The organism is Nitratireductor sp. ZSWI3 (assembly GCF_024655565.1).
In the GTDB taxonomy this organism is placed as follows: domain Bacteria; phylum Pseudomonadota; class Alphaproteobacteria; order Rhizobiales; family Rhizobiaceae; genus Nitratireductor.
The window spans coordinates 24,099-48,050 of record NZ_JANKOF010000009.1 but is presented as its reverse complement, the minus strand read 5'-3'; the positions used below and the strand labels follow the sequence as shown (position 1 = coordinate 48,050).

Annotated in this window: 23 protein-coding genes and 1 tRNA gene; 16 read left to right on the top strand and 8 right to left on the bottom strand. The window is 65.8% G+C overall.

The features are described 5' to 3' along the window. Window positions 1-3: 3 nt before the first annotated feature. The 4 genes from NUU27_RS05305 to NUU27_RS05290 all read right to left on the bottom strand — a co-directional run bounded on the left by NUU27_RS05305 (window position 4) and on the right by NUU27_RS05290 (window position 3,751). Complete coding sequence (locus NUU27_RS05305) at window positions 4-675, bottom strand: lactate utilization protein (protein ID WP_257761033.1); 672 nt, start codon at window positions 673-675, stop codon at window positions 4-6. Further along, window positions 672-2,111: a LutB/LldF family L-lactate oxidation iron-sulfur protein gene (locus NUU27_RS05300; RefSeq protein ID WP_257761032.1), complete on the bottom strand. Its 1,440-nt coding sequence runs from the start codon at window positions 2,109-2,111 to the stop codon at window positions 672-674. The genes NUU27_RS05305 and NUU27_RS05300 overlap by 4 nt, the downstream gene beginning before the upstream one ends. Continuing rightward, complete coding sequence (locus NUU27_RS05295; protein ID WP_257761031.1) at window positions 2,111-2,884, bottom strand: (Fe-S)-binding protein; 774 nt, start codon at window positions 2,882-2,884, stop codon at window positions 2,111-2,113. Before NUU27_RS05295 ends, NUU27_RS05300 begins: the two co-directional genes overlap by 1 nt. Window positions 2,885-2,962: 78 nt before the next feature. Further along, window positions 2,963-3,751: an FCD domain-containing protein gene (locus NUU27_RS05290; RefSeq protein WP_257761030.1), complete on the bottom strand. Its 789-nt coding sequence runs from the start codon at window positions 3,749-3,751 to the stop codon at window positions 2,963-2,965. Window positions 3,752-3,997: 246 nt separating this feature from the next. Here NUU27_RS05290 and NUU27_RS05285 point away from each other — a divergent pair, with 246 nt between their 5' ends. The 7 genes from NUU27_RS05285 (at window position 3,998) to glcF (ending at window position 10,726) form a co-directional block, all read left to right on the top strand. Then, entirely contained in the window at window positions 3,998-5,296 is a 1,299-nt protein-coding gene (locus tag NUU27_RS05285) for a DUF3422 family protein (protein WP_257761074.1), read from the top strand. Window positions 5,297-5,540: 244 nt separating this feature from the next. Next, window positions 5,541-7,037: an FAD-linked oxidase C-terminal domain-containing protein gene (locus NUU27_RS05280; RefSeq protein ID WP_257761029.1), complete on the top strand. Its 1,497-nt coding sequence runs from the start codon at window positions 5,541-5,543 to the stop codon at window positions 7,035-7,037. A gap of 56 nt (window positions 7,038-7,093) precedes the next feature. Next, window positions 7,094-7,345 (top strand): AbrB/MazE/SpoVT family DNA-binding domain-containing protein, encoded by a 252-nt coding sequence (locus NUU27_RS05275; RefSeq protein ID WP_257761028.1) that lies wholly within the window; start codon window positions 7,094-7,096, stop codon window positions 7,343-7,345. Beyond that, on the top strand, window positions 7,342-7,749 hold the full coding sequence (locus tag NUU27_RS05270) for a type II toxin-antitoxin system VapC family toxin (protein ID WP_257761027.1): 408 nt from the start codon (window positions 7,342-7,344) through the stop codon (window positions 7,747-7,749). The genes NUU27_RS05275 and NUU27_RS05270 overlap by 4 nt, the downstream gene beginning before the upstream one ends. Further along, complete coding sequence (gene glcE / locus NUU27_RS05265; RefSeq protein ID WP_257761026.1) at window positions 7,746-8,954, top strand: glycolate oxidase subunit GlcE; 1,209 nt, start codon at window positions 7,746-7,748, stop codon at window positions 8,952-8,954. Before NUU27_RS05270 ends, glcE begins: the two co-directional genes overlap by 4 nt. 40 nt (window positions 8,955-8,994) lie before the next feature. Next, the gene (locus NUU27_RS05260) at window positions 8,995-9,375 is read left to right on the top strand and encodes a hypothetical protein (RefSeq protein WP_257761025.1); all 381 of its coding nucleotides are present in this window, start codon (window positions 8,995-8,997) and stop codon (window positions 9,373-9,375) included. A gap of 13 nt (window positions 9,376-9,388) precedes the next feature. After that, a complete protein-coding gene (glcF, locus tag NUU27_RS05255) occupies window positions 9,389-10,726 on the top strand; it encodes a glycolate oxidase subunit GlcF (protein WP_257761024.1) in 1,338 nt (445 codons plus the stop codon). Between the two features lie 206 nt (window positions 10,727-10,932). On the opposite strand, the gene NUU27_RS05250 is transcribed toward glcF, so the two are convergent. Continuing rightward, entirely contained in the window at window positions 10,933-11,745 is an 813-nt protein-coding gene (locus tag NUU27_RS05250; RefSeq protein ID WP_257761023.1) for a L,D-transpeptidase, read from the bottom strand. A gap of 263 nt (window positions 11,746-12,008) precedes the next feature. On the opposite strand from NUU27_RS05250, the gene NUU27_RS05245 reads away from it, so the two are divergent. From NUU27_RS05245 to NUU27_RS05205, 9 genes are all read left to right on the top strand, one after another. Continuing rightward, window positions 12,009-12,647, top strand: a complete 639-nt coding sequence (locus NUU27_RS05245; RefSeq protein ID WP_257761022.1) for a DNA-3-methyladenine glycosylase I — start codon at window positions 12,009-12,011, stop codon at window positions 12,645-12,647. A 216-nt stretch (window positions 12,648-12,863) separates the two neighbouring features. Further along, window positions 12,864-13,160 (top strand): co-chaperone GroES, encoded by a 297-nt coding sequence (gene groES, locus NUU27_RS05240; RefSeq protein WP_257761021.1) that lies wholly within the window; start codon window positions 12,864-12,866, stop codon window positions 13,158-13,160. A gap of 62 nt (window positions 13,161-13,222) precedes the next feature. After that, the gene (gene groL, locus NUU27_RS05235) at window positions 13,223-14,863 is read left to right on the top strand and encodes a chaperonin GroEL (protein WP_257761020.1); all 1,641 of its coding nucleotides are present in this window, start codon (window positions 13,223-13,225) and stop codon (window positions 14,861-14,863) included. Window positions 14,864-15,009: 146 nt separating this feature from the next. Further along, window positions 15,010-16,401: a class II fumarate hydratase gene (gene fumC / locus NUU27_RS05230; protein ID WP_257761019.1), complete on the top strand. Its 1,392-nt coding sequence runs from the start codon at window positions 15,010-15,012 to the stop codon at window positions 16,399-16,401. A 156-nt stretch (window positions 16,402-16,557) separates the two neighbouring features. Further along, window positions 16,558-17,052 carry a DoxX family protein gene (locus NUU27_RS05225; protein ID WP_257761018.1) on the top strand — a complete coding sequence of 165 codons (495 nt, stop codon included), beginning with the start codon at window positions 16,558-16,560 and terminating at the stop codon, window positions 17,050-17,052. Window positions 17,053-17,305: 253 nt separating this feature from the next. Next, complete coding sequence (locus NUU27_RS05220; RefSeq protein WP_257761017.1) at window positions 17,306-18,049, top strand: TVP38/TMEM64 family protein; 744 nt, start codon at window positions 17,306-17,308, stop codon at window positions 18,047-18,049. A gap of 30 nt (window positions 18,050-18,079) precedes the next feature. Then, entirely contained in the window at window positions 18,080-19,504 is a 1,425-nt protein-coding gene (locus NUU27_RS05215; RefSeq protein ID WP_257761016.1) for an NAD(P)/FAD-dependent oxidoreductase, read from the top strand. 106 nt (window positions 19,505-19,610) lie between these two features. Continuing rightward, the gene (locus tag NUU27_RS05210; protein WP_257761015.1) at window positions 19,611-21,065 is read left to right on the top strand and encodes a HAMP domain-containing sensor histidine kinase; all 1,455 of its coding nucleotides are present in this window, start codon (window positions 19,611-19,613) and stop codon (window positions 21,063-21,065) included. Between the two features lie 165 nt (window positions 21,066-21,230). Beyond that, a tRNA-Arg gene (locus tag NUU27_RS05205) sits at window positions 21,231-21,307 on the top strand. A gap of 202 nt (window positions 21,308-21,509) precedes the next feature. Here NUU27_RS05205 and NUU27_RS05200 read toward each other — a convergent pair. From NUU27_RS05200 to NUU27_RS05190, 3 genes are read right to left on the bottom strand one after another with little or no spacing between them, the layout of a single operon-like run. Beyond that, window positions 21,510-22,028, bottom strand: a complete 519-nt coding sequence (locus NUU27_RS05200) for a GAF domain-containing protein (RefSeq protein WP_257761014.1) — start codon at window positions 22,026-22,028, stop codon at window positions 21,510-21,512. Window positions 22,029-22,044: 16 nt separating this feature from the next. Continuing rightward, window positions 22,045-23,355 carry a TRAP transporter large permease gene (locus NUU27_RS05195; protein WP_257761013.1) on the bottom strand — a complete coding sequence of 437 codons (1,311 nt, stop codon included), beginning with the start codon at window positions 23,353-23,355 and terminating at the stop codon, window positions 22,045-22,047. A 46-nt stretch (window positions 23,356-23,401) separates the two neighbouring features. Then, complete coding sequence (locus tag NUU27_RS05190) at window positions 23,402-23,923, bottom strand: TRAP transporter small permease subunit (RefSeq protein ID WP_257761012.1); 522 nt, start codon at window positions 23,921-23,923, stop codon at window positions 23,402-23,404. Window positions 23,924-23,952 lie beyond the last annotated feature (29 nt).

Genomic DNA, 23,952 nt, shown 5'->3' with positions numbered 1-23,952 from the left:
TCGTCACCCGTCGACCACGATCAGGTGCAGCGCCCGCGGTCCGTGCGCGCCCAGGAGCATGGTCTGCTCGATATCGCCGGAACGCGACGGACCGGTGATCAGGTTCAGGAGCCGTGGCATCTCGCCCTTGCCGAATTTGCGCCTCATGCGGGAGATCACCGTTTCCAGATCGCCGGCGATGTCCTTTGCGTTGACGACGATAATGTGATGATCCGGCAGGAAATTGACCGTCGTCGGATTTTCCTTGCCCGACAGCAGCGCCACCGTGCCTGTTTCGGCCACGCCGGCGAAGGCGTGGCTGACGCCGACCTCGTCCTCGCGGTGGGCGCGGCCATGCTTGACCTCCAGCGACTTCTGCGCCGCCCAGTCCATGCGCTTCAGGCGCCGGTCGTCGCCCATGCGCACCGAGGGGGCGAGGTTCTTTGAGCGCAGATAGTGCGTCACCGCCCCCGGCACGTCGTCAGCGCTTCCCACCCGCTCGACCGTCGCCACCACGGCTTCGGCCATGCGGCAGAACAGGGCGAGGCGCTCCTCGCCCTCCACCTGCCCGCGGGCCGGGATCAGGCCGCGCGGCGGCTTGCCAAGGCGCTTTTCCACCGCCTCGCGGCGCGTCTGGTCGCCGGCGCCGCCGACGGCGCCCCTGAGCTTGCCGAGAATGGCTTCGCGCGCGCTCATGCGGCGCTCCTTTCCTGTTTGCGGGTTTCGCGGTCGCGCCATTGCTGCATGAAGGTGCGCGTCTCCGGCGCCGGCAGGTCGCGATGCCTCGTCCAGCCGCCGGCGAGCGGCAGCGAGCGGAAGCGCCCCCGGCTGCCGGCCAGCCCCGCAAGGACCGGGATCGTCAGCGCGGTCGCCAGGCGGTAAAGCCGCGGCCGCCGGGCGAAAAAGGCCCATAAGCCGAGGCCGAAGCGCTGCGTCGCCGGGTTCAGCCCACGCTCGAACTCGCGCTCGCGCCAATGGCGCATCATGCGCGGCAGGGGAATCTGCATCGGGCAGACCGATTCGCAGCGGCCGCAGAAGGTCGACGCGTTGGGCAGATGCCCGGCCTTGTCGACGCCGACCAGCGATGGCGTCAGCACCGCCCCCATCGGGCCCGGATAGACCCAGCCATAGGCATGGCCGCCGACCGCGTGGTAGACGGGGCAGTGGTTCATGCAGGCGCCGCAGCGGATGCAGCGCAGCATCTCGTGAAACTCGGTGCCGAGCATCGAGGAACGGCCGTTGTCGAGCAGGATGACATGGTATTCCTCCGGCCCGTCGGGATCGCCGGGCCGGCGCGGGCCGGTGGACAGGGTCGTATAGACGCTCATGTCCTGGCCGGTCGCCGAGCGGGCGAGCACGCGCAGGAGCTGGCTTGCATCCTCCAGCGTCGGAACGATCTTCTCGATCGAGGCGACGACGATGTGCACGCGCGGCAGGGTCTGCGTCAGGTCGCCGTTGCCCTCGTTGGTGACGATGATCGAGGTGCCCGTCTCGGCGATCAGGAAATTGGCGCCGGTGATGCCCACATCGGCGGCGAAATATTGCGGCCGCAGGATCTCGCGCGCCTCGCCGAGCAGCGATTCGGGCTGCGACAGGTCGCGGCCTGCCGGCAGCGCGGTGTGCACGCGGCGGAAATCCTCCTCCACCTGCTCCTTGTTGAGGTGCAGCGCCGGGCCGATGATGTGGCTCGGATGCTCGCCGCGCAACTGGATGATGTACTCGCCGAGATCCGTCTCGACCGGCTGGATGCCCTCTTCTTCCAGGAAATCGTTGAGCGCGATCTCCTCGGTGATCATGGACTTGCCCTTGGTCACGGTGCGGGCGCCCGCGGCGCGGCAGATGGCGAGCACGGCGCGGCGCGCATCCTCGGCGGTCTCGGCCCAGTGCACCTGGCCGCCCGAGGCGATCACCTTGCGCTCATAGGCTTCCAGGTAAAGATCGAGGTGAGCCAGCGTGTGGTCCTTGATGGCCCGGGCCGAGGAGCGCAGTTCCTCGAATTCCGGCAGCGCCTCCACCGCCTTCTTGCGCTTGCCGACGAAGCCGATCCTGGCCTTGCCCATGGCGCGCTGCAACTGCTCGTCGGCAATTGCCCGGCGTGCCTTTTCCTTGAATTTCGGGGATTCGACCTCCATCAGCGCCCTCCTCCGCCGATCGCCGGCGCATCGTCCATCCCGGCCAGAACCTCGGCCACATGCCGCACCTTGATGCCGCTTCCCTGCCGGTGCAGCTTGCCGGCCATGTTCATCAGACAGCCAAGGTCGCCGGCCAGCAGCGTCTCGGCACCCGATGCCGCGATGCTTGCCGTCTTCTCCTCGACGATCTTGTTGGAGATGTCGGGATACTTGACGCAGAAGGTGCCGCCGAAGCCGCAGCACACATCGGCATTCGGCATCTCCTTCAGCTCCAGCCCCTCGACCGTCGCCAGAAGCTGGCGCGGCTGCTTCTGGACGTTCAGCTCCCTGAGGCCCGAGCATGAATCGTGATAGGTCACGCTGCCCTCGTGGCGGGCGTGAACCGAGGTCACGCCGAGCACGTCGACCAGGAAGCTCATCAGCTCGTGCACCTTGCCGGAAAAGGCGTCGGCGCGCTCTTCCCACGACGTGGCCTTCAAAAGCGAGGGATAATGCTTCTTCAGCATGCCGGCGCAGGAGCCGGAGGGCGCGACCACATAGTCGTATTCCTCGAAGGCCTCGATCGTCTGGCGGGCAATGGCCGCCGCGTCCTCGCGGTCGCCGGAATTGTAGGCCGGCTGGCCGCAGCAGGTCTGCGCCATCGGCACCTCGACCGTGCAGCCGGCCTCCTCCATCAGCTTGACGGCAGCAAAGCCGACGGTCGGCCGGAACAGATCCACCAGACAGGTGACGAAAAGGCCGACGCGTGGTGTTTTCTTGGTGTCTTCTTTCAACAGTTCATCTTTCGCTGGCTGGTTTGGTGCAGCGCCTCGCAGCGCTTCCTCATGGCTCGATCGAGGTCGGGCGCTCGATCATGGCTCGGCCGCCTCCGCGCCGCCGCGCTGGTTGAGGCGCAGGCGGGAGATGCGCTGCCAGTCGCCCGTGCGCTCGGCGTCGAAAGTGGCCTTCTCGACGAAGTCGATATGGGCGACCGCAGCCGCCCGTGCCGCCGCGGGATCGCCTGCGACGATGGCGTTGTGGATCGCGCGGTGCTGCGCGAGCAGCGTGTTGCGTGCATCGGGCATCGCATAGATGCGCGTGCGGTTGAGGAACACTCCGTCCGAAAGCAGCCGATAGCAGGCGCGCAGCGTGTGCAGGAGAACGATGTTGTGGGCGCATTCGACGATCGCGTTGTGGAACTCGATGTCGCTTGCCGCCTCCGCCTCGAAATCCTGCGCGGCGTGCGCGGCGTCCATGCGCTCCATGATCGCCCGCAGCAACACCAGATCCTCCGGCGTCGCGCGGCGCGCCGCAAAATCGGCGGCGATCGCCTCGATCTCGCGCCGATACTCCAGATAATCCGCAGTCGCCTTGCGGTGCGAGGCGATCAGCGCGCTAACCGGCGACGAAAAGACCTGGCCGATCACGTCGGCGACATAGGTGCCTCCGCCATGGCGCGTCAGGATCAGGCCGCGCTCCTCCAGCGCCTTCAGGGCATCGCGCAGGATCGGCCGCGACACGTCGAGCTGGCGCGCCAGCTCACGCTCGCCCGGCAGCCGGTCGCCGTCGCGCAGCACGCCTTCCAGGATCAGCGTCTCGATCTGCCGGACGACGCCGTCGGCGGTGCGTGCATGCTCGATCCTGGAAAAGACTGTTTTCACCGGCCGTTGCCGTCTTTGGCGGCGTGAAGGACTGTTCTTGGCGCGCAGGATAGCGCTGCCGCGCGGAACTGGTCAATTTCTTTGTCCAATAAAGAAAGCGCGGCAGCAGCGAAAGGGGCACGTTGCGCCTTTCGTCGTTGCGATAGCATACTTGCGGCGGGGCTATCGTGATGCAGACGGCAAGGCGCAATGGGCCAAGAGACCGTGAAACCTTTTACAATCGTGAAAGAAGCAGAAGCGGAGGCGATGCCGCTCGAGACGCTGGTCACCGGCAGCGTGCTCGGCTTTCCGGCGCATGAGGGCCGCGCCGGCGCGCTGGGCGAGGTGCATGCGCGCCCGCACCCGCTGCTCGAGACGCCGCGTCTCATCATCCAGCTTTCCTTCATGACCGAGGGCGGCTCGGCGGTCGACCATGCGGTCCTTGCCGATCTGTCGCGCCGGCTCGGCGTCGCGCCGCCGGACGCCAACGCCCGCCACCACGCGATGAAATGGGGCAAGGGTACGCTGCGCTGGGAGCGCCACACGGAATTCTCCAGCTATCAATGGGATTGCCCGATTTCGCCGCGCAACGGAAAGCCGCTCGAGGAATCGCCCTTCGGCAATGCCTTCAGCCCGCCCGGCACCGCCATATCGGGAACGCGGGTGGAGATCAGAAAGCGGTCGGCGGCGGCCGAAAAGCTGATCGAGGCCTTCGATCCGACGAGCCTCGGCTATTCGGTCGTCGAAGGCGGCCGCGCCACCGTCGCCACCGATTTCCGCCAGGACGGCGACGGCCTGACGCGTATCCTGATCCTGGAAGACGGCCTCAGCCCGGCGCGCATCGGAGCGCTGTCGCAGCGCCTGATCGACATCGAGACCTACCGGACGCTGGCCATGCTCGGCCTGCCGCTGGCGCAGTCGCTGTCGCCGCGCCTCAGGCGCATGGAAGACCGCCTCGCCCTCTTGACGGCGCAGATGCGCCAGCGCGAGAAGCATGACAGCCATGACCTGCTCTCGCAGCTCACCGAGCTTGCCGCCGAGCTGGAGGCCGATGCCGCCGCCAGTCTCTACCGCTTCGGCGCGAGCCGAGCCTATCACGGCATCGTCGAGGAGCGTCTCGACACGCTGAACGAGGCTCCCGTCTCGGGCTACGAGACCTGGGCGGCCTTCCTGCAGCGGCGCGTCGAGCCGGCCATGCGCACCTGCCGGTCGGTCGAGGAGCGGCAGGCCAACCTGTCGCGTAAGCTCACTCGCGCCGCCAACCTGCTCAGGAGTTGGGTGGATGTCGAGGTGGAGCGGCAGAACCGCGACCTGCTCGCCTCCATGAACCGGCGCGCCAAGCTGCAGCTGCGCCTGCAGCAGACCGTCGAGGGGCTGTCCGTCGCCGCCATCTCCTACTATGTGGTGGGGCTTGTCGGCTACGTTGCCAAAGGGGCCGGCCACACCCTGCCCGGGCTTTCGGCCGAGACGATCACCGCCGCAGCGGTGCCTGCCGCGGTGCTCGGCGTCTGGCTTCTCGTGCGCCGCATCCGCCGCGGCCACGCACGCGAGGATGCTGGGGAGTGATGTTGTGCGCCGGCGCTGCCCCTCATCCTCACCTTCTCCCCGCAAACGGGGAGAAGGGGGCATAGAGGTTGAGGCACAACATTGCGGCCATCCTCCTTCTCCCCGTTTGCGGGGAGAAGGTGCCGGCAGGCGGATGAGGGGCGGGGCGACACCCGAGGCGGATTGACGCAGGCGGCGCTTCGGCGCAGCATTTGCAGGACTGGAGACGCACTGGTAAATAGATTGGACCAGTGGAGGAACATGCATGTCCGGCCCTGCAATGCCGAAGGCCAATGCCGCTACCTTGCACAAGCGTGCCGATATCGTCGCCGATATGCGCATCATCGTGCCCGGCGAGGGCGTGGTGGAGACGGAGCACGAGATGCGCGCCTTCGAGAGCGACGGGCTGACGGCCTATCGCCAGTTGCCGCTCGTCGTCGTGCTGCCGGAGACCACCGCGCAGGTCGCGCGCATCCTCAAATACTGCCATGAGCGCAACATCCGCGTGGTGCCGCGCGGCTCGGGCACATCGCTGTCCGGCGGCGCCCTGCCGCTCGAGGATGCGGTGCTCCTCGTCATGAGCCGCTTCAACCGCATTCTCAACATCGACTATCCGAACCGCGCGGTGGTCGCCCAGCCGGGCGTCACCAATCTCGGCATCACGCACGCGGTGGAGCAGGAAGGCTTCTACTATGCGCCGGACCCTTCCTCGCAGATCGCCTGCTCCATCGGCGGCAACGTGGCGGAGAATTCCGGTGGGGTGCATTGCCTGAAATACGGCCTGACCGCCAACAATGTGCTCGGCATCGAGATGGTGCTGATGAACGGCGACGTGGTGCGGCTCGGTGGCAAGCATCTCGATGCGGAAGGTTATGACCTGCTCGGCCTGATGACCGGCTCGGAGGGTCTGCTCGGTGTCGTCACAGAGGTGACGGTGCGCATCCTGCAGAAGCCTGAGACCGCCCGTGCGCTGCTCATCGGCTTTCCCTCCAGCGAGGAAGCCGGCCAGTGCGTGGCGGAGATCATCGGCGCCGGCATCATCCCCGGCGGCATGGAGATGATGGACGGGCCGGCGATCCGCGCCGCCGAGGATTTCGTCCATGCCGGTTACCCGCTCGACGTGGAAGCGCTGCTGATCGTCGAGCTGGACGGTCCGCAGGCTGAGGTCGATCATCTGATCGGCCGGGTCGAGGCGATCGCCCGCAAGAATGGCGCCACCACCAGCCGCGCCTCCACCTCCGACGAGGAGCGTGCGGTCTTCTGGGCCGGGCGCAAGGCCGCCTTCCCGGCCGTCGGCCGCATCTCGCCCGATTATTACTGTATGGACGGCACGATTCCGCGCAAGGAACTGCCGCGGGTGCTCGCCGGCATGCGCGCCCTGTCGGAGAAATACGGCCTGCGGGTCGCCAACGTCTTCCATGCCGGCGACGGCAACCTGCATCCGCTCATCCTCTACGACGCCAACAAGCCGGGCGAATTGGAGAACGCGGAAGCCTTCGGCGCCGACATCCTGCGGCTCTGCGTCGAGGTCGGCGGCGTGTTGACGGGCGAGCACGGCGTCGGCGTCGAAAAACGCGACCTGATGCCGGAGATGTTTTCGGAAGACGATCTGAACCAGCAGATCCGCGTAAAATGCGCCTTCGACCCGCACCACCTGCTCAATCCCGGCAAGGTCTTCCCGCAGCTCCATCGCTGCGCCGAGCTCGGCCGCATGCACATCCATCGCGGCCAGATGCCGTTCCCGGAACTGGAGCGGTTCTGAGATTGAAAGTAAGGCAATGTTGCCTTACTTTGGAGCAATACACAGGAACCGAACCGATGACGACGCTTACAGTAACGGCCAAGGGGCAGGTGACATTGAAGAAGGAACTGCTCCAGCATCTCGGCGTGAAACCGGGGCAGAAGATCGAGGTCGAATCCTTGCCGGATGGGCAACTGACGGTTCGGGCGGCCAGACCAAAAGGTAGTTGGAAAGACGTTTATGGGATTCTCGCCGGCAAAACCGACAAGGTGGCCACCATCGAGGAGATGAACGAGGCGATTGCCAAGGGTTGGGCTGGCCAGAAATGAATATCACGGCAGACACGAATCTGCTGGTGCGTGTTGTCGTCCGTGATGACGAGGCTCAGGCGCGGACGGCCCTTTCGATCCTTGAAGGCGCCGAAGCAGTCGCCGTCTGCTTGCCGTGTCTCTGCGAATTCGTCTGGGTCCTAAGCCGGGTTTATCGCCTGCCTCGCGGCGAGATAGCCACCTCCGTTCGCATGATCATGGACCGGGCGAATGTGATTGCCGATGCAGCCACAGTTGCAGCCGGTCTGCGCATGCTCGATGCAGGAGGCGATTTTGCCGATGGCGTGATCGCCGCCGCGGGGACCTCGATGGGTGGCGAAACATTCGTTTCGTTCGATCGCAAGGCAGTCGCACGCCTCCAGACGACGGGCATGCCCGCCCTGCACGCCAGCGAGTTTTCATGACCATCCTCGCCCCCGCCACCGCCGCTCAGGTGCTCGAGGCCGTCCGCTGGGCGGTCGCCGAGGAGACGTCGCTCGAGATCGTCGGCCATGGCACCAAGCGCGGCATCGGGCAGCCGGTCGAGGCGAGGCATCGGCTGGACCTGTCGAAGCTCTCCGGCATCACGCTCTATGAGCCGGAGGAGCTGGTGCTTTCCGCCCGCGCGGGCACGCCGGTCGCCGAAATCGAGGCGGCGCTCAGGGAACACAATCAGGAACTCGCCTTCGAGCCGATGGATTACGGCCCGCTGCTCGATGGGGAAGCCGGGCGCGGCACGATCGGTGGGCTGCTCGCCGCCAACCTCTCCGGCCCGCGGCGCATCAAGGCGGGCGCGGCCCGTGATCATATCCTCGGCGTCCATGCCGTCTCGGGGCGCGGCGAGACCTTCAAATCCGGCGGACGCGTGGTGAAGAACGTGACCGGCTACGACCTTTCCAAGGGGCTCGCCGGCTCCTGGGGGACGCTCGCCGTCGCCACCGATGTGACGTTCAAGGTGCTGCCGGCGGCCGAAACAGAGACGAGCTTCCTCGTCACCGGCCTCGACGACGCGCAGGCCAGCGCCGCGATGGCGGCGGCGATGGGCTCCAGCGCGGAAGTCTCGGGCGCTGCCCACCTGCCGGAGGGCGTTGCCGGCCGCTTCATCGACGGCGGCCTTGCCGGCGGTGCACGCACCGTGCTGCGCGTCGAGGGATTCGGCCCGTCCGTCGCCTACCGAATCGACCTCCTCACCCGGCTCCTGAAGCCGTTCGGCGCCGCCGAGACGCTGGACGAGGCCGTCTCGCGCCGGCTGTGGCGCGAGATCCGCGACTGCAAGCCTTTCGCCGACGGCTCGCCGGCGCCGGTCTGGCGCGTCTCGATGCCGCCGTCGCAGGGGCACCTCATGGTCGACGCCTTCCGCCGCGCGGCCGGCGCCAACGCCTTCTACGACTGGCAGGGCGGCCTCGTCTGGCTGCGCATGGAGGCGGATCCGGAAGCCGAGATCCTGCGTGAGCTGATCACCCATTTCGGTGGCGGCTTTGCCACGCTGGTGCGGGCGCCGCTCGCAACCCGCGCCGCAACACCGGTCTTCGAGCCACAGCCGGCCCCGCTCGCCGCCCTCTCCGCCCGCCTCAAGGAGCAGTTCGACCCGAAGGGCGTGCTCAATCCCGGCCGCATGGCATTCGCCTGAGCCCGTGCTAGATTGTGCCGGAAAACCAGGAGGCAACGTCATGAGCGACATGGATCCGCAACCGACCGAAGGCCGCAAGACCGACGGCTGGCTCGACCCGGGCCCGACCAACGTCCAGGTGATCTACATCCTCTATCTCGTCAGCTTCGTCATCGGCATCTCGGCCCTGGTCGGCATCATCATCGCCTATATGAATCGCGGCAAGGTCGGCGGCTGGGTGGAGACCCACTACACCTGGGCGATCCGCACCTTCTGGATCGGCATCCTCTACGCGCTGGTCTCGGTGCTGCTGATGTTCATCGGCATCGGCTTCCTTCTGATGCTCGCCGTCGCCATCTGGGTGATCGTGCGCTGCATCATCGGCCTGCAGCAGGTGGGCCGCAGCGAACCCATCAAGAACCCCGAAAGCTGGATCATATAGAGAAGGAGCCCCCGTGCAGACCAGTTTCACGCCCGAACAGCTCGCCGACCCGCATGTGGCGGAATCCGAGGCGATCCTGCGCAAATGCGTGCACTGCGGCTTCTGCACGGCGACCTGCCCGACCTATGTGACGCTCGGCAACGAGCTCGACAGCCCGCGCGGGCGCATCTACCTCATCAAGGATATGCTGGAGAACGGCCGGCCGGCCGATCGCGAGATCGTCACGCATATCGACCGCTGCCTGTCGTGCCTCGCCTGCATGACCACCTGCCCGTCGGGTGTCGATTACATGCATCTGGTCGACCATGCCCGCGCGCATATCGAAAAGACCTATCGCCGTCCGCTAGCCGACCGCCTCACGCGCGCCCTGCTGGCGGCGGTCCTGCCCTACCCGAAACGCTTCCGCGCGGCGCTGCGGCTCGCCCGTTTCGGGCGGCCCTTCGCGGCACTCTTGCGCAAGCTTCCGGGCCTTGCGCCCGTCGCGGCGATGCTCGACCTCGCGCCAGCAACGGTTCCCCAGGCCGGACCCGTGGCTGCGGCACCTCTCGGGAACGGGAAACGTGGGCGCGTCGCGCTGCTTGCGGGCTGCGCCCAATCCGTGCTCGATCCCGGCATCAACGCCGCGACGGCGCGCCTTCTTGCCCGGCTTGGGATCGAGGTGGTCGAGAATCCCGCCGGCGAGGGTTGCTGCGGAGCGCTGGTGCATCATATGGGACGCGAAGCGGAAGCGCTCGCCGCCGCCCGGCGCAACGTCGATGCCTGGATCCGAGAGATCGAGACGGGAGGCCTCGACGCCATCGTCATCACCGCCTCCGGCTGCGGGACGACGGTGAAGGATTATGGCCACATGTTGCGGCTCGATCCCGCCTATGCCGACAAAGCGGCGCGGGTCGCAGCGCTCGCCAGGGACGTCACCGAATATCTTTCGGCGCTCGACCTGCCGGCGCCGCGGATCGCACCTGGCCTCACCGTCGCCTATCATTCGGCCTGCTCCATGCAGCACGGGCAGAAGATCACGCGCGAGCCGCGCGCACTTCTCAGGCAGGCCGGCTTCGACGTGCGCGAGCCACGCGAGGGGCATCTGTGCTGCGGATCGGCCGGCACCTACAACATCCTGCAGCCGCAGATCGCGGCGAGACTGCGCGACCGCAAGGTCAAGAACATCGAGGCGACGGGAGCCGCGGTGATCGCCACTGGCAACATCGGCTGCATGACGCAGATCGGCACCGGCACGGCAACGCCCATCGTGCACACGATCGAGCTTCTCGACTGGGCCTATGGCGGGCCGCGGCCAAAGGGTGTCGCCAAGGCACCCGCGGCGGCGGCGCAGGAGATGGCCGCTGCCGGGTAAGGTGAGGCGCGGCTATCCCGACAAAGAAGAAAGGCGGCGCCCCCGACGCCGCCCTTCTCCATCGACCCGGCGGTCCCCGCGCCGGGCATCCTCGCGCATCGGCCCAAAAATCGGAATCGATTTTCAGCAAGCACGATGCGCAGGTTCAAGGACTTACAGCGTCCTTTGTGCGTCCGAACGGACGCACGGCGCTGTAGCTTGACCGGTCAGATCACCACCACCTTGGTGCCGACCGGAACGCGGTTGTAGAGATCGGTCACGTCCTCGTTGCGCATGCGGATGCAGCCGGAGGACACCGCACGCCCGATCGTCCATGGCGCGTTGGTGCCGTGGATGCGGTAGAGCGTCGAGCCGAGATAGAGCGCGCGCGCGCCGAGCGGATTGGCGGGACCGCCCTTCATATGCGCCGGCAGGACGCGGCCCTTGGCCTTCTCGCGCGCGATCATCTCGGCCGGCGGGCGCCAGTCTGGCCATTCGCGCTTCTGCGAGATCTTCTCCGTGCCGGTCCAGCCGAACCCTTCCTTGCCGACGCCGACGCCGTAGCGTTGCGCCTTGCCTCCCTCCAGGACGAGGAAGAGGAAACGCTGCTTCGTGTCAACGACGATCGTGCCCGGCGCGTGCGGGCCGCCGTATTCGACCACCTGCGGCAGCCATTTCGGATCGCTCATGCTCCACGAGCGATCGCTCGGCGACGCATTGTAGGCGACCGGTTGCGGATCGGCCGGCTGCGGCGCCGGCATGGCGCGGCGGCCAGCCCTGTAATCCGACGCGGCGGGCGCGCGGGCGGCCGTGCCCTGAGCCTGCCGATAGGTACGATACTCACGGGCCTGCACGTCGGCCTGCGCGTCGCGATGCTGCCGCGCGCGGACCGGCGCCGAGCGCAGCTGCATCACCCATGGGGCGGACAGGTCAGGACTGACGAGAACCGGCGGCGGCTCCACGTAGCGGTCCTGGGCATTCGCCCCCCAGGAGATCAGCAGCGCGGCAATCGTGCCGGCGGCATACAACATCGACTTCATGAGACCCTACTCTCTTGTTGGTCACCTCGAAGCCCCGCCGCCTGCTCCTTGTCGGGAAGCGGGTGGCCAGGGCCGGAACAGGCTGATTGAACCCGTTCCGTGTCAGGATGCTGCCGAAGACCGGCAACGGAATGGTGAATCCGCTTTCATAAAATGCGATGATTCGCGAAAACCATTTGGTGTGGTTACCGCCGGGTTCAAAAAGCTGGTGAACACATCGCTAAAACGGGCTAGGTGCCCATTAACCAAGGGATTGCAACAGCATGGGTGAAAAAAGGACGGGGCTGATCACCGGGGCGGACGGCACGACGCGCTGCTTCTGGCCGGGCGACTTGCCCGACTATCTGGCCTATCACGATCATGAATGGGGCCGCCCCGTCACCGACGATCACCGCCTGTTCGAAAAGCTCTGCCTGGAAGGCTTTCAGTCCGGACTTTCCTGGCTCACCATCCTGCGCAAGCGGGAGAATTTCCGCGAGGCCTTCGAAGGCTTCGATTTCGAGCGCGTCGCCCGCTTCACCGAGCAGGACGTGGACCGGCTGCTCGGCAATCCCGGCATCGTCCGCCATGGCGGCAAGATCCGCTCGACCATCAACAACGCCCGGCGCGCCATCGAGCTGTGCGAGAAGGAAGGTTCGCTCGCCCGCTACTTCTGGCGGCAGGAACCGCAACCGCACGAGCGCCCGGACCTGGTCGATTACGCGACGCTCGTCGCCAACCCGAAGACGGAAATCTCCACCCGCATCTCCAAGGATCTCAAGAAGCGCGGCTGGTCCTTTGTCGGCCCCACGACGATCTACGCCTTCATGCAGGCCATGGGTCTCGTCAACGACCACATCGAGGGCTGCGCCTGCCGCGCCGAGGTCGAAACGCTGCGCCAGACGTTCCGGCGTCCCGTGTGACGGGGTATCGACGGCCCTCGCCGGGCATCGCGGCGGGAAACGTCGGGTCATCCCGAAAAATGCGTTTTCCCCGCCTCACGAAAACTTGACTCGAGCCGGCGCCGCTACTATTTCCAAACCGCGTTAGCACTCATCGCACGAGAGTGCTAACGGACGTTCGGCATCCGCCGGACGGAGAGAAAGCCTAATTCATCATCCGAATCAAGGGTTCAGAACATGGCCAACACGAACTTTCGCCCGCTTCATGACCGTGTGGTCGTACGCCGGGTCGAGTCCGAGGAAAAGACGGCAGGTGGCATCATCATCCCCGACACCGCCAAGGAGAAGCCGCAGGAAGGCGAAATCATCGCCGTTGGCTCCGGTGCGCGCGACGAGGCGGGCAAGCTTGTCCCGCTGGACGTCAAGGCCGGCGACCGCGTGCTGTTCGGCAAATGGTCGGGCACCGAAGTGAAGCTCAACGGTGAGGATCTCCTGATCATGAAGGAATCCGACATCATGGGCGTCATCGGCTGATCATCGCCACCAGATCGAAACGGTAACAGAGTTTCCCAGTGAAGCTCAGGAGCTAGAGAAACATGGCTGCAAAAGAAGTAAAATTCTCCCGTGACGCGCGCGAGCGTATGCTGCGCGGCGTCAACATCCTCGCCGACGCGGTGAAGGTGACGCTTGGCCCGAAGGGCCGCAACGTCGTTCTCGACAAGTCCTTCGGGGCCCCGCGCATCACCAAGGACGGCGTGACCGTCGCCAAGGAAATCGAGCTTGAGGACAAGTTCGAGAACATGGGCGCGCAGATGGTGCGCGAGGTGGCGTCGAAGACAAACGACATCGCCGGCGACGGCACCACGACCGCGACCGTTCTCGCCCAGGCCATCGTGCAGGAAGGCGCCAAGGCGGTTGCCGCCGGCATGAACCCGATGGACCTGAAGCGCGGCATCGACAAGGCCGTCGACGAAGTCGTCGCGTACCTGACCAAGGCCGCCAAGAAGATCAACACCTCCGACGAGGTTGCCCAGGTCGGCACCATCTCCGCCAATGGCGAGAAGGAAATCGGCCAGATGATCGCCGAGGCGATGCAGAAGGTCGGCAACGAGGGTGTCATCACCGTCGAGGAAGCCAAGACCGCCGAGACCGAGCTGGAAGTGGTCGAGGGCATGCAGTTCGACCGCGGCTACCTGTCGCCCTACTTCGTCACCAATCCCGAGAAGATGGTCGCCGATCTCGAGGACGCATACATCCTGCTCCACGAGAAGAAGCTCTCCAACCTGCAGGCCATGCTGCCGGTGCTGGAATCGGTCGTGCAATCGTCGCGTCCGCTGCTCATCATCGCCGAGGACGTCGAGGGCGAGGCACTCGCCACGCTGGTCGTCAACAAGCTCCGCGGCGGCCTGAAGATCGCCGCCGTCAAGGCTCCGGGCTTCGGCGACCGCCGCAAGGCCATGCTCGAGGACATCGCCATCCTGACGGGCGGCCAGGTCATCTCCGAAGATCTCGGCATCAAGCTTGAGAACGTCACGCTCGACATGCTGGGCCGCGCCAAGAAGGTGTCGATCTCCAAGGAGAACACCACCATCGTCGACGGTGCAGGCCAGAAGGCCGAGATCGAGGGCCGCGTCGCCCAGATCAAGCAGCAGATCGAGGAGACCTCTTCCGACTACGATCGCGAGAAGCTGCAGGAGCGCCTGGCCAAGCTCGCCGGCGGCGTTGCGGTGATCCGCGTCGGCGGCTCGACCGAAGTCGAGGTGAAGGAGCGCAAGGACCGCGTCGACGACGCGCTCAACGCGACCCGCGCCGCGGTTGAGGAAGGCATCGTTCCGGGCGGCGGCACCGCGCTTCTGCGTGCCTCGCAGGCGATCTCCGCCAAGGGCGAAAACGCCGATCAGGACGCCGGCGTGAATATCGTTCGCCGCGCCGTCCAGGCTCCGGCCCGTCAGATCTCGGCCAACGCCGGTGCGGAAGCTTCCGTCGTCGTCGGCAAGATCCTCGACAACAAGGAAGTCACCTACGGCTACAACGCCCAGACGGGTGAGTATGGCGACATGATCGGCATGGGCATCGTCGACCCGATGAAGGTCGTCCGCACCGCTCTGCAGGACGCCGCTTCGGTCGCCGGCCTGCTCATCACCACCGAGGCCATGGTCGCCGAGCTTCCGAAGAAGGAAGCGGCTCCGGCGATGCCGGGCGGCGGCATGGGCGGCATGGACGGCATGGGCTTCTAAGCCGCTTCGTGCAGACCACATCGGAAAGGGCGCCTCATGGCGCCCTTTCTTTTTTGGAACGCACGACAGGCGCCGCGCCATTGCCAAGAAGCGCTGATATCGTCATTAAGGGCGGCGTGAAAGCCTGCGCCCAATGGAGTGAATGCATGTCCACGACCCGTACCGAATCCGATACATTTGGCCCGCTCGAGGTGCCCGCCGACCGTTACTGGGGCGCCCAGACGCAACGCTCGTTGGCGAATTTCAAGATCGGTACCGAAAAAATGCCCGTGCCGCTGGTGCGTGCGCTCGGCATCGTCAAGCAGGCGGCGGCCGAAGCGAACATGGAGAGCGGCAAGCTCGACGCCAAGCTCGGCGAGGCGATCGTCGCCGCGGCCAGGGAAGTGGTCGAGGGCAAGCATGACAGCGAGTTTCCGCTCGCCGTCTGGCAAACGGGTTCGGGCACCCAGTCCAACATGAACGCCAACGAGGTGATCTCCAACCGCGCCATCGAGATGCTGGGCGGCGAGATGGGCTCGAAGAAGCCGATCCATCCCAACGATCACGTCAATATGGGCCAATCCTCCAACGACACGTTCCCGACGGCGATGCACATCGCCGCCGGCCGCGAGGCTTCGGCCGAGCTGCTGCCGGCGCTCGACTACCTGACAAAAGCCCTTGCCGAAAAGGCGAAGGCCTTCGACGGCATCGTCAAGATCGGCCGCACCCACACCCAGGACGCGACGCCGCTGACCCTCGGCCAGGAGTTCTCGGGCTATGTGGCGGCGCTCGAGCTCGGCGCCAAGCGCATCGAGGACAGCCTTGGCGACGTTCATGCGCTGGCGCAGGGCGGCACCGCCGTGGGCACCGGCCTCAACGCGCCGATCGGCTTCGACAAGGCCTTCGCAGCCCGCGTCGCCGCCATCACCGGCCTGCCCTTCCGCACGGCCGACAACAAGTTCGAGGCGCTTGCGAGTCACGGTGCGCTCACCGCCTTCCACGGCGCGCTCAACGCGCTCGCCGCCGATCTCTTCAAGATCGCCAACGACATCCGCTTCCTCGGCTCGGGCCCACGCTCCGGCCTCGGCGAGTTGAAACTGCCGGAAAACGAGCCCGGCTCCTCCATCATGCCCGGCAAGGTGAACCCGACCCAGGCCGAGGCCCTCACCATGGTGGCCACCCAGGTGATGGGCAACCAGACCACCGTCACCGTCGCCGCCAGCCAGGGCCATTTCGAGCTCAACGTCTTCAAGCCGGTCATCGCCAATGCGGTGCTGCAGTCGATCCGCCTGCTGTCGGATGCTATGCGCTCCTTCGCCGACAACTGCGTCAAGGGCATCGAGGCGGACGAGAAGCGCATCGCCGATCTGATGCAGCGTTCACTGATGCTGGTCACGGCGCTGGCGCCTGCGATCGGCTACGACAACGCTGCGGCGATCGCCAAGGCGGCGCACAAGAACGGCACGACGCTGCGCGAGGAAGCACTGAAGAGCGGCCTCGTTTCCGAGCAGGATTACGATCGCCTCGTGCGCCCGGAAAAGATGATCGCGCCCGCATAGTGGTCTGACCGAAACAGATCGCACCCATCTGTTTCGGCAAGTCAGCCCACAAGCTATTGATCTGGTGGGGCGATTTTTCCTGACAGATGGATACCATCTGTCAGGATCGCACCACTAGGGCGCATCGTACTCTTCGCCACTGTCCTGGGCGGGGCGGTGGCAAGCGGATTGTTATCTCTTTTGATAACACACCGTAACCACTGGGGCTGTTTTTATACACGATTGCCTCGCGTATATGAGCGCAACTTTCTCAACGGGATCGCTACCATGTCTCAGAACACCCTCGTCCTCATCGGCCGTATCCTCATCTCGGTCATCTTCATCACCTCCGGCTTCAGCAAGCTGACGAACATCGGCGGCACGGCCGGTTATTTCGGCAGCGTCGGCCTGCCGCTCCCGCTGGTCACGGCGTGGATCGTGGCGCTGCTCGAGCTGCTCGGCGGCCTCGCCATCCTGGTCGGCTTTCAGACCCGCATTGCCGCGCTTCTTCTGGCGCTGTTCAGCGTCGCCTCGGCGCTGGTCGCGCATTTCGACTTCGGCGATCAGATGCAGAGCATCCAGTTCATGAAGAACCTGGCGATCGCCGGCGGTCTGCTCATCCTCACCGCCTCCGGCTCCGGCACCCTCGCCGTGGAACGCGCCAAGGCGTAACCGCGGCGCATACCCGAACCTTTCCTCAAAGGCCCGCTCACGAGCGGGCCTTTTCGTATTGATCCGATGCCAAGACCGCCACGAGCATCGACCATCACGGATCGGTGAGCGCCCTTTTCATGCCGCTCAAAACGCGGTGAGCTGAAGCCGAATCCATTGCAGTGCCGGACCGGAGAGCGCATGTAGACGCAAAGCGAGGCAGAGCCGCCCGCATTTGCAGGCGCATGCGCAACAGATGGTGACGATACGGATGATGGCCGACAGAAGCGAAGCCCCGGTGCCCAACCGACTGCTCAGGCGTCTTCTGCCCTTGCTCGTCATTCTCGCGGGGCTCGCCGCCGGTTATGCGCTGGGGCTCGATCGCTACTTATCCCTCGATTATCTCGCCGACAGCCGAAACGCGTTGCGCGCCTATGTGGCGGGGCATCCCATTCTGGCACCGGGCGGCTTCGCGCTGCTCTACGCGCTCGCCGTCGCCTTTTCCTTTCCGGCCGCCTCGGTTCTCACCCTGTTTGCCGGATTCCTGTTCGGTTGGCTGCTCGGCGGCATGCTCGTTGCGGTGGCGGCCACCGCCGGCGCTTCGGCGCTGTTCATCGCCGCACGCGGCGCGCTGGGCGGCATCCTTGCCCGCAGGCTCGGCGGACGCTTGTCGAGAATGGCCAAGGGGTTCGAGGACAATGCCTTCAGCTATCTGCTCGTTCTGCGGCTCGCCCCGATCTTTCCCTTCTGGATCGTCAACATCGCCCCCGCCTTTTTCAACGTGCCGCTGCGCACCTACGCCGTCGCCACCTTCCTCGGCATCCTGCCCGCCACATTCGCCTATGCTTATCTCGGCCACGGGCTCGACAGCGTGCTGACGGTGGCGGCTGAGACGGGCCGCGAGGTGCGGCTCGCCGACCTCGTGACGCCGCAGATCACCCTCGCCTTCGCCGTACTCGCCGCGGTGGCGGCCATCCCCCTCCTCATCAGAAAGCTGCGGCGCACGCCGGACGCGTGAAACCGCATCACCAGCAAGAGACCCCGCTTCATGGCTCTTCTCACCACTGATATCTGCGTTATCGGTGCCGGCTCTGGCGGATTGTCGGTCGCCGCCATTGCCGCCGCTTTCGGTGTTCCCGTCGTCCTCATCGAGAAGGGCAAGATGGGGGGCGACTGCCTGAATTACGGCTGCGTGCCTTCCAAGGCGCTGATCGCCGCCGGCAAACAGGCGCATCTGATGGGCACCGGCGCGCCTCTCGGCATCATGCCGGCCAGGGCGGAGGTCGATTTTCACCGGGTTATGAAGCATGTGGAGGAAACGATCGCCGCCATCGCGCCCAACGATTCGGTGGAGCGTTTCACGGCGCTCGGCGTGCGCGTGATCCAGGCCGAAGCCTGCTTCACCGATGCCCGCACGGTGCGTGCCGGGGATTTCCAGATCCGCGCCCGGCGCTTCGTCGTGGCCACGGGGTCCGCGCCCTTCGTTCCGCCGATCCCCGGCCTCGACGGCGTGCCCTATCTCACCAATGAGACGATCTTCGAACAGCAGCGCCAGCCGGCGCATCTGATCGTCATCGGCGGCGGACCGATCGGCATGGAGCTTGCGCAGGCGCACCGGCGGCTCGGCAGCGAGGTGACCGTGATCGAGGCCCTTGCCGCGCTCGGCAAGGACGATCCGGAGATGACCGCCCTCGCCCTCAAGCGCATCCGCGCGGAGGGCGTCGCCGTTCTCGAACGAACGGCCGTGACACGGGTGGAAAAGCACGGCCACTCCGGTGTGCGCGTGCATGTGGAAGGAGGAGCCGGCGAAGCCCGCATCGACGGCACGCACCTCCTTGTCGCGGCCGGGCGCACGCCGAATATTGCCGGCCTCGGGCTTGATGCGGCCGGTGTCGCGCACGACCGCAAGGGCATCGTCGTGTCGGCCGGGCTGCGCACCAGCAACAAGCGCATCTACGCGATCGGCGACGTTGCCGGGGGGCTGCAGTTCACCCATGTGGCGAATTATCACGCGGGCCTGGTGGCGCGTGCCCTGCTCTTCCGCCTGCCGGTGCGCGAGAACCGCGCCATCATCCCCTGGGCGACCTACACCGATCCGGAGATCGCCCATGTGGGTCTCAGCGAGGAGGAGGCGCGCAAGCGCCATCGCCGCATCAGCGTGCTGCGCTGGCCCTATGCCGAAAACGACCGCGCCCAGGCCGAACGCAAGACGGAAGGCCTGATCAAGCTCGTCACCGACCGAAGGGGCCGCGTGCTCGGCGCGTCGATCGTCGGCGCCGGTGCTGGCGAGATGATCAATTTCTGGGCGCTCGCCGTTTCCCGCAGACTCGGCGTGCGCGACATCGCGGCCTATGTCGCCCCTTACCCGACCATGGCCGAGATTGGCAAACGTGCCTCGATCACGTATTTCACGGAATCGACACGCAAGCCCTTCGTGCGCGCATTGGTGCGTTTCCTGCACCGCTTCGGCTAGTGGTCTGACCGAAACAGATGGTACCCATCTGTTGGGATCGCACCACCAGCATGCCCGAATGGCTGCGGCACTCTATGCCGCGGAGCGGACGTGAAAGGCGCCGGCAATGGCAGACAGGACGTCGCACAACGCGGAAGAGGAGACCACCGTCACCGATGTGGTGCCCCTGACGCGCGGCCTGTCGACGAAGCTCCTGGTGCTGACGGTGCTGTTCGTGATGATCGCCGAGGTGCTGATCTTCATCCCCTCCGTCGCCAATTTCGGCATGCAATGGATGATGCAGCGGCTGACCAACGCCGCCGCCGTCAGCGTTCTCCTGATGGAAGAGGGCGACAGCGCGCTCGCCCCGCCGATCCGTGACGAGATCCTGATGGCGACGGGCGTCAAGGCGATCGCCGTGCGCGATGCGGCCGCTTCACGCATCCTCGTCATCTCCGACATGCCGCCGACGGTCGACGCCCATCTCGACCTCGACACGATCTCGCCGCTTGCGGCGATCCGGCATACTTTCAGCACCCTCTTCTTCGGCGGCGACCAGGTGTTCCGGATCTTCGGCACCGTCGGCGAAAGCGGCAAGGTGTTCGAAATCCTCATTCCCGATGCGGGCCTGCGCACCGCCATGCTGATCTATGCGCGCAACGTGGCCTTCCTGTCGCTGATCATCTCGCTCTTCACGGCAACGCTGGTGTTCTACGCCATCAACCGGATCATGATCCGGCCGATCCGTGCCATGACCGGCTCGATGCTGTCCTTCGCCGAAGCCCCCGACGACCCGCGCCGCGTCATCGTCCCCGAACGGCGGGGCGACGAGATCGGCGTCGCCGAGCGGGAACTGGCGCGGATGCAGTCGGCGCTGCAGAAGACGCTGGGCGAGCAGAAGCGGCTTGCCGATCTCGGCCTCGCCGTCTCGAAGATCAACCACGACATGCGCAACATGCTGGCCTCGGCGCATCTGATATCGGACCGGCTGAGCATGATCGACGACCCGGCCGTCAAGACGCTCACGCCGCGCCTCCTGCGGGCGCTGGACCGCGCCGTGGCCTACTCCGAGGGCGTTCTCAACTACGGCCGGACCCAGGAAGCGCCGCCGAACCGGCGCCGGCTGCGCCTCAACCAGCTGGTCGACGAGGTGCAGAGCGCCCTGCCGCTCGATTCGGGAAACCGCATCGAATTCGTCAACGCCGTCGATCCCGCCTTCGAGGTGGATGCCGATTCGGAGCAGCTCTTCCGCGCCCTCGCCAATCTCTGCCGCAACGCCATCCAGGCCATGGCCGGCGACGACGATCCCAGCCTGGTGCGGCGCCTGACGATCAGCGCCGAGCGGCTCGACGGCACGACGCGCATCCTCGTCGCCGACACCGGGCCCGGCCTGCCGCAAAAGGCCCGAGAGAACCTCTTTGCGCCGTTTCGCGGCTCCGCCAAGAGCGGTGGGACCGGGCTCGGCCTGGCGATCGCCCAGGAGCTCGTGCGGGCCCATGGCGGCGACCTGGAGCTCGTCGAAAGCATGGGCGGCCACACGGTCTTCGCCATCACCATCCCCGATCAGCACGCGCTGCGCTAAGCCGCTCCGGCGCCGGGCCGCCCTCGCCCGCCGCTTCATGAAGGACGCGTGAAAAGATATGTCGGAATTTCGGATGTTGCCGCTTGCATTTGTCGGCATCACTCGTTAGGTAACCGCGGTCGGCAGTCACCGACTGCCACACCGGCCGCCTTTACGGCAGCCGACGCGCCCGTAGCTCAGCTGGATAGAGCACCAGACTACGAATCTGGGGGTCAGGAGTTCGAATCTCTTCGGGCGCGCCATTTCTCTTTGAATTGTCGATTGCCACGCTGTTTTGCCTTTTTGGACACTATCGTGCCCTTGCGGCAGCGTTGCTGGCCCATCTCCCGCGACCGCTCAATCACCTTGGTGCGATGAGGAGGACTTTTGCGCCTCTAAAGAACGGCAGAGTAACGACCTTGATCAGAAGTTCGACGGGCGGGAGCAGTTTTGTGCTCCCCGGACCTATCCCGCCGCAGCGTGACCGGAGGGGCACCCGTCAAGATCACGCATTGCGGCAACGAGAAGGCTCGCGAGCAGCTCGAGTTCGCCGAGCATCTGCGGCCGGTAGGCCTCGCCGCTGCCGTTTATCGACAATGCTCCCAGGGTGCGGCCGTTCCAGACGATCGGCGCATTGGCGGTGGCTTCGCAGCCGAGCGACAGGATGAGATCGGCATCGGGATAGGCCCAGCGGATGTCCTCGGGGCCGTTTCCGAACCAGCTCTTGCGCTCGTGCAGGACGCGCTGTCCCCACTGCGTCACGCCCATCGGCTTGCGCGCCCGCCGCGGGTAGTTTTGCGGATCGCTGCTGTAGGCGCGCCATGTGTCGTTGCGCTGCGGATCGTATGCGAGGACGGTCAGCAGCCGGAAGCCGAAACGATCCCGGCAGGCTTCCTCGACCGCGCGGAACATGCGCATCGGCTGGTTGTCCTGTGCCTGCAAGCGCAGAATTCGGGTGATGGTGGTGCTTATCGGAAGGGTCACGATGAATGTTTCGGCGTCAGTTGAAAAGGAGATTCGGCAGCCACAGCGCGATCTGCGGGAACACGGCCAGCAGCACGACGCCGAGCAGCATCAGCGCGAAGAACGGCGCGGCGGCACGGGCGACATAGCCGATGGAAAGGCCGGTGATGCCCTGCAGCACGAACAGGTTGAAACCGACCGGGGGCGTCACCTGTGCCATCTCGACCATCAGGACCAGATAGACCCCGAACCAGATTGGATCGAAGCCGGCCTGCAGCGCCAGCGGCAAGGCGATCGGCAAGCTCATCACGACGATGGAGTTGCCGTCGAGGAAGAAGCCGAGCCCCAGATAGAAGAGCGACAGCGCGAAGATCAGCCACCACGGCGACAGATCCAGCGCGGCAATGCCGGCCGCGACATTCGCCGGGATGTGCAGATAGCCCATCGCCGTCGTGAGCACGGCGGCGCAGATCAGGATCGAGGCCACCATCGTCGAGGTTCTGAGCGCGCCGAGCAGCGTGTCGCGCATCAGCCGCAGCGAGAACTGCCGCGTAAGGATCACGATCACGGTCGCCGCGAGCACGCCCACGGCGGCGGCCTCGGAGGGTGTCGCAATGCCGGTGTAGATCGAGCCGAGCACGATCGTCATGAGCACGGTGAGCGGCACCAGATCGAGAAACGCCTTGAGGAAGTCGAGCGGCCGATACCTTATGCGCTCTTCCGGCACGAGGCTCGGATCGACGATCGCGCGCAGCATCAGATAGCCCGAATAGAGCCCGGCGATCATCAATCCCGGCACAATGCCGGCGGCGAACAGACGGCTGATCGACTGCTCGGCAAGGATGCCGTAGACGATCATCACGATCGACGGCGGGATCAACAGGCCGAGGCTGCCCGCACCGGCCAGCGAGCCGACGGTCAGCGATCGGTCGTAGCCACGGTGGAAGAGTTCGCCGGTCGTGATCTTGCCCACCGTCGCGGTCGTTGCAGGAGACGAACCCGAAACGGCGGCGAAAAGCGTGCAGCCGAGCACATTGGTGTGCAGCAGGCGGCCCGGGATATAGGCCACGAAAGGCGACAGGCCGCGAAACAGCCGGGCCGATATGTCGGTGCGGAAGATGATTTCGCCCATCCAGATGAACATGGGGATGGCCGACAGCTCCCAGGACGATGAATAGCGATAGACGATGTTGGCCGCGATCGAGCCGATCCGCGACAGGTCCATGCCGAAGAGCAGGACGAGCGAGGAAACGGCGACGAGGCTGAGCGAGGCGAAGACCCACAATCCGGCGCCCAGAAAAAGGACCAGCAGGGCCAGCACGACGAATGCGCTGATCAGTGCATCCATGAGGCGGTATCCAGAGCGGCGAGAGGGAATGGAAAAGCGCGGACGGTCATTCGGTCAGCACATGGGGATCGATGCGGGCGGGGCTCGGATGTCCGGCCGCAACGCGCAGCGCGTGGGCGACGAGTTGCAAGGTGAAGAGCGACAGGCCGACCAGGACCACGCCTTCGGGAATCCATATGGGCACTTCGGCCAGGGAGGCCGAGACGGTGCCGCGCGACCAGGCGCGCATTGCCCGCTTCAGGAATTCGAGCGCCAGGCCGAATGTCATGGCGGCGGTGGCGAGCGCGGCACAGACCTCGAGCCCCCTTTGCCAGCCGGGGCGCAGGCTCTGCATGAGCAGATTGACGCGGATCAGGCCATTGTGTTCGAGCGTGTAGCCGAGCGACCACAACACGCAGATCGAGACGCCATAGCCGACGAATTCGCCGAGCACGAATGTGGAGGTCGAAAAGAAGTAACGCAGCGCGATCTCGTAGATGATCATCGCCACCATCAGCACCAGCGCCGCCGCCGCCACTGTGGCCGCGCAGACTGACAGGAAATAGGCCACGCGATAGAAACGCTGCATGTCGCCCGGCTCCCTTCGAACGGTGATGG